The organism is Telluria sp. RB2R28, from assembly GCF_059685835.1.
In genome coordinates this window covers 314,964-327,952 of sequence record NZ_JCASIK010000001.1, presented here as the reverse complement: position 1 = coordinate 327,952, position 12,989 = coordinate 314,964, and the positions used below count along the sequence as shown (strand labels likewise).

The 12,989-nt window shown below is 62.0% G+C and carries 12 protein-coding genes and 1 pseudogene; 8 read left to right on the top strand and 5 right to left on the bottom strand.

Annotated elements, in window-relative coordinates; all coding sequences use genetic code 11:
* Positions 1 to 45: 45 nt before the first annotated feature.
* The 7 genes and pseudogenes from AC56LV_RS01440 (at position 46) to AC56LV_RS01410 (ending at position 8,373) form a co-directional block, all read left to right on the top strand.
* Positions 46 to 2,409, top strand: coding sequence for a putative bifunctional diguanylate cyclase/phosphodiesterase (locus AC56LV_RS01440; RefSeq protein ID WP_499555472.1), 2,364 nt, complete (start codon positions 46 to 48; stop codon positions 2,407 to 2,409).
* Positions 2,410 to 2,675: 266 nt separating this feature from the next.
* Entirely contained in the window at positions 2,676 to 3,959 is a 1,284-nt protein-coding gene (locus AC56LV_RS01435) for a sensor histidine kinase (protein ID WP_499555470.1), read from the top strand.
* Positions 3,960 to 4,063: 104 nt separating this feature from the next.
* The gene (locus AC56LV_RS01430) at positions 4,064 to 4,825 is read left to right on the top strand and encodes a LytR/AlgR family response regulator transcription factor (protein ID WP_499555468.1); all 762 of its coding nucleotides are present in this window, start codon (positions 4,064 to 4,066) and stop codon (positions 4,823 to 4,825) included.
* A gap of 117 nt (positions 4,826 to 4,942) precedes the next feature.
* Positions 4,943 to 6,049, top strand: a complete 1,107-nt coding sequence (locus AC56LV_RS01425) for a PAS domain-containing sensor histidine kinase (RefSeq protein WP_499555466.1) — start codon at positions 4,943 to 4,945, stop codon at positions 6,047 to 6,049.
* 151 nt (positions 6,050 to 6,200) lie between these two features.
* Complete coding sequence (locus AC56LV_RS01420) at positions 6,201 to 7,241, top strand: porin (RefSeq protein WP_499555464.1); 1,041 nt, start codon at positions 6,201 to 6,203, stop codon at positions 7,239 to 7,241.
* 209 nt (positions 7,242 to 7,450) lie between these two features.
* Positions 7,451 to 7,612: pseudogene (locus AC56LV_RS01415) on the top strand (IS1595 family transposase); the annotation flags it as partial.
* Positions 7,613 to 7,950: 338 nt separating this feature from the next.
* Positions 7,951 to 8,373, top strand: a complete 423-nt coding sequence (locus tag AC56LV_RS01410) for a hypothetical protein (RefSeq protein WP_499555462.1) — start codon at positions 7,951 to 7,953, stop codon at positions 8,371 to 8,373.
* Between the two features lie 401 nt (positions 8,374 to 8,774).
* On the opposite strand, the gene AC56LV_RS01405 is transcribed toward AC56LV_RS01410, so the two are convergent.
* Complete coding sequence (locus AC56LV_RS01405; protein WP_499555460.1) at positions 8,775 to 9,212, bottom strand: PACE efflux transporter; 438 nt, start codon at positions 9,210 to 9,212, stop codon at positions 8,775 to 8,777.
* Between the two features lie 147 nt (positions 9,213 to 9,359).
* Here AC56LV_RS01405 and AC56LV_RS01400 point away from each other — a divergent pair, with 147 nt between their 5' ends.
* The gene (locus AC56LV_RS01400; RefSeq protein WP_499555458.1) at positions 9,360 to 10,253 is read left to right on the top strand and encodes a LysR family transcriptional regulator; all 894 of its coding nucleotides are present in this window, start codon (positions 9,360 to 9,362) and stop codon (positions 10,251 to 10,253) included.
* A 116-nt stretch (positions 10,254 to 10,369) separates the two neighbouring features.
* On the opposite strand, the gene AC56LV_RS01395 is transcribed toward AC56LV_RS01400, so the two are convergent.
* The 4 genes from AC56LV_RS01395 to AC56LV_RS01380 form a co-directional block, all read right to left on the bottom strand.
* Positions 10,370 to 10,642, bottom strand: a complete 273-nt coding sequence (locus AC56LV_RS01395) for a hypothetical protein (RefSeq protein WP_499555456.1) — start codon at positions 10,640 to 10,642, stop codon at positions 10,370 to 10,372.
* A 195-nt stretch (positions 10,643 to 10,837) separates the two neighbouring features.
* Positions 10,838 to 11,284: a YaiI/YqxD family protein gene (locus AC56LV_RS01390; protein WP_499555454.1), complete on the bottom strand. Its 447-nt coding sequence runs from the start codon at positions 11,282 to 11,284 to the stop codon at positions 10,838 to 10,840.
* A gap of 2 nt (positions 11,285 to 11,286) precedes the next feature.
* Entirely contained in the window at positions 11,287 to 11,955 is a 669-nt protein-coding gene (locus AC56LV_RS01385; protein ID WP_499555452.1) for a class I SAM-dependent methyltransferase, read from the bottom strand.
* Positions 11,956 to 11,984: 29 nt separating this feature from the next.
* Positions 11,985 to 12,923 carry a CysB family HTH-type transcriptional regulator gene (locus AC56LV_RS01380; protein ID WP_499555450.1) on the bottom strand — a complete coding sequence of 313 codons (939 nt, stop codon included), beginning with the start codon at positions 12,921 to 12,923 and terminating at the stop codon, positions 11,985 to 11,987.
* Positions 12,924 to 12,989 lie beyond the last annotated feature (66 nt).

The window sequence follows — 12,989 nt, the reverse complement described above, 5'->3', positions numbered from 1 at the left end:
CATGCGCGCAACCAACGCGACGCGATGCGAGAGAGGCGGCCCGACATGTCAACGTTTGCCCCTGCCGAGCAGGTCAGTTTCCTGGCTGATCAAGCGGGCACCATCACCAGTTGGAACCCGGCGTGCGCCGCGCTGTTCGGCCCTGCTGCAGCCGACGTCATTGGCCAACCGGTCGACAGCCTTCTCGACGGCGCCAGCTGGACGGCCATCCAAGGCGCCGGTCAGAGCCAGAGCGCACTTAGAACAAGCGCGGGCCCCCGCCCTGCCAACCTCCACCTCGTGCTGCAGACTGGCCGCGACGGCGTCCCGCTTGGCTACAGCATCACCATCGCCCCGGCCTTTGTCGGCGCGTCGGAAGGCGAGCGGCTCGGCGCGACGCCGCTGTCTGCCGTCGTTGACCTGCTGCCGGGCACCTTCTACATCATGAACCGCGAGGGCCGCGTCCTGCTGTGGAACCATAATCTCGAGCGGTTGTGCGAGATGATGCCGGACGAAATTGCCGCCGCCAACGGCATCGCCATGCTCGACCCGCGCGACCGGCCCGGCGCGCTCAGGCAGGTTGAGGCCATGTTCGACAACAATACCGAAATCGCACTGGAAACCGACTACGTCTCGCGCAGTGGCCGCGAAACGCCGATGCTGCTGCGCGGCGCGCGCATCGACTGCAATGGCGGCCAGTACATCTTTGGCATGGGCATCGACATTTCGCGCCAGCGCGCCCGCGAGCGCCAGCTGGCCCTGTACCGGCGCGCGCTCAATGCGGCGCGCAACGGCGTGATCATCGCCCACGATACGGGGCCCGACCACCTGATCGAATACGTTAACCCCGCGTTCGAACGCATTACCGGCTACAGCGCCGAGGAAGTCATCGGGCGCGATTCGCGCTTCATGGCGGCGCCCGGCCTGGACGCCGACGAGCGCAGCCGCATGCGGCGGGCGCTGCGCGAGCATCGCTCGGTGCACGTCGTGCTGCGTAACCTGCGCAAGAATGGCGAACTGTTCTGGAACGACCTGCACATCACGCCCGTGCACGACGACAATGGCAAGGTCACGCATTTTATCGGCATCATCAACGACGTCACGGCCAGCAAGCAGCGCGCCGAGCATGTCGAGACCGACGTCAATCACGACAGCCTGACGGGCCTTGCCAGCCGCACGCTGTTGCGGGACCGGCTCGACCATGCTCTGCACCTGGCGCAGCGCCACCAGACGCTGGTGGCGGCGGTGCTGATCGACCTGGACGGTTTCAAGGCCATCAACGACACGTTCGGCCACGATGCCGGCGACGCCGTGCTGAAGGTCGTGGCGCGGCGCCTGCAGGCAGCCGTGCGCGACAGCGACACGGTGGCGCGCATGGCGGGCGATGAATTCGTCCTGGTGCTGGTGGACCAGCCGACCTTGCGCTTCACGCTGCGCATGGTCGAGCGGTTGCGCCGCGCGCTGATCATGCCGGTCTCGTTTGGCGGCAACGACATCGACGTGGGCGCGAGCCTGGGCGTGGCGGCCTACCCGCACGATGGCGCGACATCGGCCGACCTGATCCGCGCTGCCGACATGGCGATGCACCGCGCCAAGCGCCATGGCGGCGGCGTGCATTTCCATTCCCGCGAAATGCACGACGTCAGCGAAGCGCGCGCCGCACTAGCCGACAGCATGCGCAGCGCGCTCGACGACGATCAATTGTTTTTGTTGTTCCAGCCACGGATGGAAGCGCGCAGCGGCAAGGTGCGGGGGTTTGAGGCCCTGCTGCGCTGGCGCCATCCCGAGCATGGCGTGATGCTGCCGGCATCGTTCCTGGCCGAAGCCGAAGAAAGCGGGCAAATTGTCGAGATCGGCGGCTGGGTGCTGGACCAGGCCTGCGCCTTCGCGCGCGACCTGCGCAGCGCCGGTTACGCCGGCCTGCCGGTGGCGGTGAACGTGACGCACCGCGAATACAGCCGGCCCGATTTCATCGCCGGCATTGCCCGCCGCATGCAGGATGCCGGGTTGCCGCCCGGGAGCCTCGAAATCGAGATCCCCGAAGCTGACCTGATCCGCAATCCAGGCCTGGGGCGCGACCTCTCGGTGCAACTGCGCGCGACAGGCGCAATGCTGTCGGTGGACCAGTTCGGGCAAGGAATCTCCGATCTGGCGTTCCTGCAGCAGTTATCGGTGCGCCAGGTGAAACTGTCACGCAAGGCCGTGCACGACATCGCCGAGCACGGCCGCAAGGGTGCGCTCGCCAGGACCCTGATCGACATCGGGCACAATCTCGATATCACCGTGGTGGGCGAAGCGGTGGAAACCGAGGCGCAGGTCGACTTTTTGCGCAGCCACGGCTGCGACCAGATGCAGGGGCAATGGTTCAGCGCGCCACTGTCGGCCGCCGCCGCGCGCGCGTTCCTGAAGGATCGCCAACATGCGTTGTAGGGTGGACGGGTTCCCCGTCCACGCGTTCAACAAACGTGATTGCGCCACACATTTAACTTGAGTCGAACGCGTGGACGGCATAGCCGTCCACCCTACGGCAATCAATGTGGCCAATTAAACGAATCGTAACACCCACCCGTCCATTCCCCGATTTGTGCAGGCTGTCGCAGGATACTGGCCCTGGCGCGCACGGCGCGTTAAAGTTGCATCATTCCAACGGCCGCCGTTTCGGGCCGATGCAACATCATCCGACGATCGACAACGCCATGCAAGCACGCAGCACGACACAGCACCATCTGGCCGGCACCCTGTCCTGGCTCTACCGCGCCTTCGACGGCGTGGCGACCTGGGTCACCCAGCTGTCATGGTGGAAGTTTCTTCTTTTTGCCGGTCTGACCTTGACTGCCGCCGGCATCCTGCAGGAAGAATTGTTCAACGGCCCGGCCGAAGAAGAAATCGCCCGCGCCGAGCGCGAATCCGGCCGCCGCAGCGACGCCAGCATCCTGATCGACGAGAGCGGCATCCGCTTCAATCCCCGCACCCGGACGCGCCCGGCAGAAACAGCACCGGCAACAACACCGGAAACGCCCGCAGTGCCCGCCGTGCCGGACACGCCCGACGCACCACCGGGCCCGCCAGTAACAGCGACGGCGCCCTCCTCGAGCACCGGCGCCGTGAATATCTCGCCGGGCAGCGACTCGGTCCACATCGAACTGCCGCCGCAAATCGGCGAAGAATTGTCGAACGCCATCGAGGCCGCCGTCGAAGACGCCGCCGAGCAAAAAGTGTCGCGCTATCACAAGCAGGCATCCACCTGGTTCATGAACTTCGTCGTGCTGTTGCTGCTGGCGCTGTTCGGCACCAAGGCGCTCGTCGGTGGCAAGAAGCGCGCCGATGCCGAAGCCCAGGTGGCCAACGCGGCCGCCGAGCGCGAGGCGATGCAGCGCCAGCTGATGGAAACCAAAATGCAGATGATGCAGGCGCAGGTCGAGCCGCACTTTTTATTCAACACGCTGGCGTCGGTCGAGCACCTGATCCGCGTCGACCCGCCGCGCGCCTCGGCCATGCAGCGCAGCCTGATCCAGTACCTGCGCGCGGTGCTGCCGCAAATGCGCGACAACGCCGTCGTGACGGGCCTGGGGCGTGAGGTCGACATGGTCAATGCCTACCTGGACCTTCTCAAAATGCGGATGGAAGAACGCTTGAGCGTCAACCTGCGTGTGCCGGACGGCCTGCGCAGCGCGGCCTTTCCGCCAATGATGCTGCAGTCGATGGTCGAAAACGCCATCAAGCACGGGCTGGAGTGCAAACCCGAAGGCGGCACCCTGAACATCGTTGCCGAAGTCGTCGACAGCCGCCTGCGCGTGACCGTGGCCGACGACGGCGTGGGCTTTGGCGTGATGCCGAGCGACGGCACCGGCCTGGGCCTGCAAACGATCCGCGAACGCCTGAAGCTGCTGCATGGCGAGGCCGGCTGGCTGCACATCGGTGCCAACAGCCCGAGCGGCGTGATTACGACGATCGAAGTGCCGTATCAGTTGTCCAAGTAATCAGCTGGCGGGCGGGCAGCGGCGATCGATAGCTTGCCTGTAAATCAGTTTCATTGAATAATCATTCAATCATATTTTCATAACAACACGCTCAAGAGACCACCATGCCCACCGCAATCATTGCCGATGACGAAAGACTGATGCGCGACCAGCTGCGCATGCGCCTGCAGGATGCCTGGCCCGAACTGCAGATCGTCGGCGAAGCGAAGAATGGTGACGAGGCGGTACAGCTGGTGGGCGAGCTCAAGCCTGACCTGACGTTTCTGGACATCCGCATGCCAGGCAAGACCGGCATGGAAGCGGCGCGCGACATCGGCGACAAGAGCCTGGTCGTGTTCGTCACCGCCTACGACCAGTACGCGGTGGAAGCGTTCGAACGCGGCGCCATCGACTACGTGCTCAAGCCCACCGAGCCGGACCGCTTGCGGGTGACGGTTGACCGCCTGAAAGAGCGCCTCGAGCGGCCGCAGGCCAATGTGAACGACAGCGTCAGCGCCATGCTGAGCCAGCTGGCCGAAAAGATCGCCTCGCCCAAGCCGAAGCACCTGCAATGGATTCAAGCCAGCATCGGCCAGGACCTGCGCATGATTCCCGTCGAAGACATCCTGTTCTTCCGCTCCGACGAAAAATACACCAGCGTGCAGACGAGCGGCTTCGAGGCGCTGATCCGCAAGCCAGTGCGTGACCTGGCCGACGAGCTCGATCCGTCGCTGTTCTGGCAAATCCACCGCGCGACGCTGGTCAACGTCAATGCCATTGAAGGCGTGACGCGCGATATCCGTGGCCGTCACCTCGTGATGGTCAAGGGCCGGCCTGAAAAACTCGAAGTCAGCCGCAGTTTTTTGCACCTGTTCAAGCAGATGTGACAGCGTTGCGGGGCGCGCGTGCTATTGCGCGCCTTGTGACCTCTCAAGGCCCCGCCGGAGCGGGCGCGTAGTGTAGAAGGTCCGGCCCTCGTCCGTGGCCTTCTCGCCCCTGCCCGCATGAAACTCCAGCGCACGATGCACCTGCGGCGCAACCGCAGCCTCGACCAGCGCGCCGCGCGCGCCTGCGACAGCCGGCGCATCCTGCACAGCGCCAGCGACGCCATCCTGTCGGTCGGCCACGACACCACGATCCTGCTGGCCAATCCGGCGGCGGCCCGCATGTTCGATACGGGCGTGGCCAGCCTGCAGGGCAGCCCGCTGGCGCGCTTCATCCTCGCACCCGGCGCCGATGCCCGCACCCCGCCCGACTATTTTCCCGCCGGCCTCGGGCGCGCGGGCCGGCGCGCCACCGACTACGCCGTCACGGGCATTCGCAGCGATGGTGAACGGTTTCCCATCGAAGGATCGATCTCGAGCGTCGAGCACGAAGGCCGGCCGATCTACACGGTGATCCTGCGCGATGTGTCCGAGCGCCACCTGGTCCAGCAAACGCTGGCGCGCTCGCACGACCAGCTGCGCCAATTGTCGTCGGCACTGCAAAGCATCCGCGAAGAAGAGCGCACGCATATCGCGCGCGAGCTGCACGACGACCTCGGGCAATTGCTCGCCTCGCTGCGCATGGACCTCACGCTGCTGGCGCGTGTCGAGCGCTTGCCCGAGGCCAGCACACCCCTGCTCGGCGGCATGGAAAGCAACCTGCTCACGGCCATCGCGTCGCTGCGCCGGATTGCCACCAACCTGCGCCCGCGCGCCCTCGATGAAGGCGGCCTGTATTTTGCACTGCAGGGCTTGCGCGACGAATTCACCGAGCGCCACGGCATCGCCTGTACTGTCCTTGCCGACGAAGCCGAATTGCGGCTGGACGATGCGGCCAGCACCGCCATCTTTCGCATCGTGCAAGAGGCACTGACCAATATCGCGCGCCATGCCGGCGCGCAGCATGTGTGCGTGAACCTGTACCGCACCAATGGCGACCTGCTGCTGACGATCCAGGACGACGGCCGGGGCATCCGCGCACAAGACATGGGCAAGGCCGAATCGCTGGGCCTGATCGGCATGCGCGAGCGGGTCTGGGCCATGCAGGGCGACATCACGATCGGCGCCGATGAGCCGCCGGGGACGCGGATCGACATCGTGCTGCCCATTGCGGGCCATGTCGTCTGATGCCCGAAGAATCGGGCGTGCCAAACGTCCTATTGCATAAAAACAACAGTGCCAAGCTGTCATGAACTCGACACATAGTCTCGATAAGATCGCTGTCGATCTGAGTTGATTACAAACTCTACATCTTGTCGAAACCACACTGGAGATCTTCATGAAGTATAAGTTCCTGGCCGCCGCCGTGCTGTCATCCCTGCCACTGTTCGCATCCGCCCAAACCAACGTCCAGATCTATGGCGTGATGGACGCGGCCGTCGCGCTCGAAGACACCGACGTGCCGGGTGAAGACCGTCGTACCACCATCAGCTCGGGCAACCAGTCGAGCAGCCGTCTGGGCTTCCGCGGTACCGAAGATCTCGGCAATGGTCTGAAAGCCCTGTTCAACATCGAAGCCGGCGTCGCGCTGGATACCGGTGCCACCGACACGCAAACCTTCGGCCGCCGCGCCGTGGTCGGCCTGCAAGGCAACTTCGGTACCGTGACCCTGGGCCGCGAATACTCGCCAATCGCTGCTGTCGCCGCCGCATCGGACATCAACGGCCAGGGCATGTACGGCAGCAACCTGTCGGCCTTCGGCACCAACCGTCTGACCCGTCGCCTGTCGAACTCGATCAACTACAAATCGAACGACCTGTCGGGCTTCATCGTCAACGCCGCCTACTCGACCGGTGAAAAAACCGTGGACCCGTCGGGTGACCTGCTGGGCATCGCGCTGGAATACAAGATTGGCGGCCTGTACCTGGGCGCCGGTTACCACACCATCGAGCGCCTGGCGAAGGGTGACGACAAGGAAATGGCATTCGGTGCCGGCTACAAATTCGGCGACTTCGAAATCAAGGGTAACTACCTGGAAGCCGAACTGGAAGGCACCACCGCCACTAACGGCGTCGAGTACAAGAACGCCAACATCGGCGCATCGTACGCAATGGGCGCGAACAAGTTCTTCCTGAACTTCCAGCAGCAAAAGCTGAACAACGGCGCCAAGGGCAACACTGTGGCCGTGTCGTACACCTACACCCTGTCGAAGCGCACCAACTTCTACGGTACCTACGCTCAGCTGAGCAACAACAACCGCGCTGCCTTCGGCATCAATGCGTCGTCGAACAACGTGACCCCGGTCTCGACCAACCCGGCCATCAGTGCCCTGAGCGCCGATCCATCGGTGCTGACCGTCGGTATCCGCCACGCGTTCTAACCATGGCGCCGCACACGCCGCCAACGGCGGTGTGTGACGGACGCTCTCAGTTCCTGCGTTCGTGGGAATTTTTAATGCCGGCGCTGCCGGCATTTTTCATGGCGCAGTCAACGTTAAATAGAGGGACGCTTTGAACTGATGAGCAGCCCGGTGGTCCAACCCCTGTCCCCAAAGCCAGGAGTCGATCATGAAAGCGCTCAACGACCTGGAATGCCTATCACCAGCGCTTCAACGACTGGCTATCGGGCTTTCGTGGTGTTGCATCACGCTATCTGCCCAATTATCTGGGTTGGCACTGGGCACGGGACGGCAGCCCGGTTAGCTCCGCAGAACAATTGCTAAGCATCGCAATCGGCGCCATCAGCAGATAACGTTGAATGCGCCTTTTCATTGCTGGGATCCTGATTGGATATACACCGGCTGCCTCTCCCTCGCGGGATATTACCGCTCAGCTTCTTGGATTTGATACGGATCTGAAAACGACCAGACGAATCGTGTGTCATGCCGTTTACATCTAACTTTTTGAGCCAATAGTCAATTTAGTCAGGATCATGTATTTACGCTTGCCGTTCAAAGCACCCGACCTAAACTCAATTCTGACTCACGACAGCCTCAGACGTGGTCAATGTTTTCCCGAAGACAAGGCATCACGCCCTTCTGCGCACACGCCAGAACAGGCGCCTCTGCCTATATTTCAAAAGGAAATATCATGCGCATTTCATCTGTCTTGCTTCCCGCAACCCTGTTTCTTCTCGCCTCGACTTCTGGCGCACAGACTTGGCCTTATCCACAAAGTGACACGGCGCCAGTCACGTCCGTGGTTGTCAGCGCAGCAGCAAAGCCAGTTCGGATCCACGAAGAACAAGCCCGGCAAATTGCCGGAACCTACGATCTGGTAAATGGCTGGCGCCTGAAAGTACGGCCAGGCACCCGCACGATCGAAACTAAAATCGATAAACAGCAACCGATGCGTCTTCTTGCTGTCGCCCCCTATAAATTCGTGTCGGGAGACGGTCGAGTTACCATGGAATTCAATCTTGGCGAATTCGGCGACGACATGCTCATGACCTACGCGCCAGACCCACGCTTCGCTGATATGGTGGTGATCTCATCGGCTATTGCGCAGCGCTAGTAAAGGAACATGACTGGCCACTGCCCAGCCAAGGCCTCTCTGCGGATCGATCAAATGCGGCTTCTCAATACAGCGGGTTGCCGCGTTATTCCCAATCAGACGTTCCGGGCAGTTGGCAAAGCACTGTCCGACTTGCCCCCTGAGACCTTGGTAGGTAGACAATTTCTGTCCGAAAATGCTCACCTGGCCGAAATTGGATTTATTTCTGCGTCATTGCGCGATTGAAGGCCCCCGGGCCAAGGCCATATCTGACATCTGGACCCGGATTCTTGTTTAATAATTGCACTAGAGCATGCGTAAACAGGCTTTTTGTGAGGCTCGTTTCTGTATGCCAGACCCTCTCCACCTGACCCTGTTCGCTGTTCGTGAAAGCCGCACGAGGCCGCAGGCGGATCGAATATTCAGCAGGGCTGCCCGGGCGCTGTCACGCTGGCAACCGGAAACAGGCGATCATATGCAAGATTGAACAGAAAGCCGTAGACCAGATAAAACGTCACGATAGCGATATCCATCAGTAGCGCAGCCCACAGGCCAATCCCCAGATACCACGCGATCAGCGGGATCAGCATGGCAACCAGGCCTGCTTCGAACAGAAAGGTATGCGTGACCCGTATCGCCATCGTCTTTTCAACGCTGCCGCGAAGTCGCAGCATGGCGCGGTCAAATCCAACGTTGAACACGAAATTCCAGAGTGTGGCGATGGTGGCCGAGAATATGCCGATGACGCCCATGTCCTGCACGGGCTGGTCGAACAGTACTGCAGATCCTGGGATAAAGATGGCCAGAGCCACTGCCTCGAAAAGAAGCGCGTGCCGCACGCGATCGGCGAATGTACGCATGTAAATCCTTGTTATTGTTGGTGGGGCTTACGGCAAGCAGATGTTGAGCAAACGCGTTCAAACGCTGGACCGGCAAAGCGAGGCAAGATGATCCCATAGTCTATAAATGCACACATAGCCAAGAAACTGAGGCATCATGGTGCAAATATGAAACACTTGAACTGGGACGACCTGCGCTTGCTGGCACTCATCGCGCAGGAAGGCACGTTGCGCGGTGCTGCGCGAAGGGCGGGATTGAGCCCTGCGACACTGTCGCGAAGGCTCGACCAGCTCGAGGAAGCGGTCGGCCAGAAGCTTGTCGAGCGCCATCAAGGTGGCTGCGTTCCAACGACGTTTGGCGTCGACATGTTCGCACTGGCCGAACAGATGAGCGATATTGCCCTGGAAGTCGAGCATGCACAGGCGCGGCAGAATGCAAGTTCTGCGTCGGGCGTCGTACGCATCAATACCGACGAATGGCTCTCGTACTTCCTCACTACCCGCTTCGCACCCTTCCATGACGCCTATCCCGATGTGGAGGTCGAGATCGTTACCTCCCACCGGCCATATAACCTGGCACGGCGCGAAGCCGATATCGCAATTCGTCCTTACCGGCCCGAACAGCTCGACCTCGTGGCGCGCCAGGTCGGCACGCTGTCGTTCGGACTGTATGGCAGTCAGGCGATCGCAACCCGCTATGCCGAGGCCATAGCGAACCAGAACTGGACAGGCGTGCCATTCGTGGGCTTCGACGAACCACGTGCCGAGTTCCAGTCCGACCAGTGGTTACGGGCGCTGCCCGGTGCGCCTGCACCCTGGATGCGCTGCAGCTACGGCCTTGGCATCCTTGATGGTGTGACGCATGGCGCCGGCCTGGGTGTGCTGGCCTCGTTTCTGGCAAGCGAAGCCCATGGCCTCGTCACGGCAATTGCGCATATTCCCGAGTTGGATCAGGCCATCTGGCTCTCGATGCATCGCACGGTGCGAACGACTGCGCGCGTCAGGGCGGTCGTCGATTTTGTGGGGCTGCTGTTCGCGCAGTACCACGAGGGCGAAGGTTGATGCGTAAAAAAACCCGCGGCATTCGCGGGTTTTTTATGCGGCCAAACGATGATCCCGTCTTGCCGCCTCTGATACAGGTGTTGCGTGGGTCCCGGTTTGCACCGCTCCCCGCGCCCTTACTTTGCCTTGACGTCGCCCTTGCTCTCGGCTTTTGCCGTCGCCTTGGCTTCCTTGTCGGCTTGCGCTACCGCTTTCGCATCGTCCTTGCTGACCTTCTTGACCAGCTTGCCGTCGGTTTGCGTGCTGCCCTTGAGATTCTCGTTAGGGACAAATGCGGCTTTCGGGGTCTTGGTGTCCGTCGTGGCGTGTGCTTCTGACGTTGCTGGCGTTTGGGCGAAGGCAGCGGTGGCAAACAGACCCGCGATCAGGGTAACAGTCAATTTTTTCATGGTGCAGCTCCTTGGGTGGTTGTTTGGAAGTGCATGTTTTCCATGCTACTGACCAATCAACGATGAGCTCGCCAAGCTGTTGACCTACTTAACAAATGCTTACATTTATCGGGTACGATCGCAGCCCGTATGTTTGCCGGCACGGCGACGCAAGCGCTGCAGTTCGTCGCGAACCTGTCATCGGCAAGATGGGATTTATTTCCGCTTCGCCAGCGCGCGATCAAGGGCATTGGCAAAATTGCGGCTGTCAGCCTGGCTGAACGCCGCCGGCCCACCCGTATCGACGCCGCTGCCACGCAATTCTTCCATGAAGGCGCGCATCGTCAGTTGCTGCGCGATCGTGTCCTTCGTGTACCAGTCGCCACGCGGATTGAGCGGCAGGCCGCCCTTGTCCAGCACCAGCGCCGCCAGTGGAATGTCGCCGGTGACGACGATGTCGCCAGGACTCACGCGCTCGACGATTTCGGCATCGGCCGCATCGGCGCCAGCCGGCACCTGCAGCGCGCGGATGAAGCGCGAGCCCGGCACGCGCATCAACTGATTCGCCACCAGCGTGACGGGCAACTGGGTGCGCTCCGCTACCCGGAACAGGATGTCCTTGATAACGCCAGGACAGGCATCGGCATCGACCCAGATATGCATGCTTACTTCAACCGGCAGGTCAGCACCCAGTAAAACTCCCAGCGCGCCACGCGGATCTCGCGCCCGGCCACGCCCACGCGCTTGCGCAGCGCGCTGTCGGTCGGGTAGTTCTTGACGAGTTCATGCTGCTTGCCGTCGGCGTCGAGCTGGAATTCGTGGGTGTTGCCCAGCAAATCGGTGCGCACGGTGACGGCGCTCTCGCCTTCGACGTAGTTGTCGTCGAACAGCACCAGCAGCACGTCCTTGCCCAGGCGCTTTTTCAGCGCCTGCAGCAGGTCGTCCTGCTGCTTGCGGGTCAGGTGCGCCCACAGGCCGCCCAGGAACACGGCCGTGAACTTGTCCTCGCCCGTGCCCAGGTCGTCCGGCAGCGCCAGTGCATCCATCAGGCGGTATTCAACATTGTCCAGGTCCTCGCCATGCATTTGCGCGAGCTCGAGCATCGCGGCGCTGGCGTCGGTGGCGACGATCGACTCGGCGGTTTCGGCCAGCACCTCGGTCCAGGCGCCGCTGCCGCAGCCCAGTTCCAGGATGCGGTGGCCGGCCAGCAGCGTGGAAATCTGCTCGCGCGCTTCGTCCAGGTCTTCCAGCTGCTCGTCGGCCACCTCGGCGGCGGCGTTGTCATAGTGAGCGGCAATGCTGTCGTAGTAGGCGATAACCGGATTCTTGTCCATCGGTGTTTCCATTGAAATGTCGTTGTGCATCAAAGTTCGTAATTGTCCCCACCGCGCATGGCCGATTCGACCATCTTGCGATTCAGTGTCGGCGTCAGCAGTTCGATGAAGGTGTACACATAGCTGCGCAGGTAGGCGCCCTGCTTGATTGCCACGCGCGACGTGTTCATGCCGAACAGGTGGCCGACCGGGATCGCGCGCAGGCCGCGGTCGCGCTCGGGGTCGAACGCCATGCCGGCGATGATGCCGATGCCCATGCCCAGTTCGACATAGGTCTTGATCACGTCGGCGTCGATCGCCTCCAGCAGGACGTCCGGGGTCAGGGCGCGCAGGCCGAAGGCGTGGTCGATCTTGCTGCGCCCGGCGAAGGCGGCATCATACGTGATGATCGGGTAGCTGGCGATTTCTTCGAGCGAGATCGCCCGCGACTTGAACAGCGGGTGCTCGGGCGGGGCCACCACCACGTGTTCCCACTGGTAGGCCGGCAGCGTGATCAGGCCGTCGATCGTCGTGATGGCCTCGGTGGCGATGGCCAGGTCGGCCTGGTCGCTCTTGACCATGTCGGCGATCTGCTTCGGATTGCCCTGCAGCAGAGACAGGCGCACCTTCGGGTACTTCTGCATGAAGGCCTGCACCACTTTCGGCAGCATGTAGCGCGCCTGTGTGTGCGTGGTGGCAATGGTGAAGCTGCCGCTGTCGTGGGCAGCGTATTCCTTGCCGATGCGCTTGAGGCTTTCGATCTCCTGCATGATGAGCTCGACCGACTGCAGCACCAGCCGGCCCGGCTCGGTCAGGCCGCGAATCCGCTTGCCGTGGCGCGTGAAGATGTCGACGCCCAGCTCTTCTTCCAGCTCGATGATCGCTTTCGAGACCCCCGGCTGCGAGGTAAACAGCGATTTGGCGGCGTCGGTCAGGTTGTAGTTCTGGCGTACGGCCTCGCGCACGAAGCGCAGCTGGTGGAGGTTCATTCTGTAAATATTCTTGTTGGCTCTGCGAACAGCATTTTAAGATGCTTATTCGGGTTACGTATATAA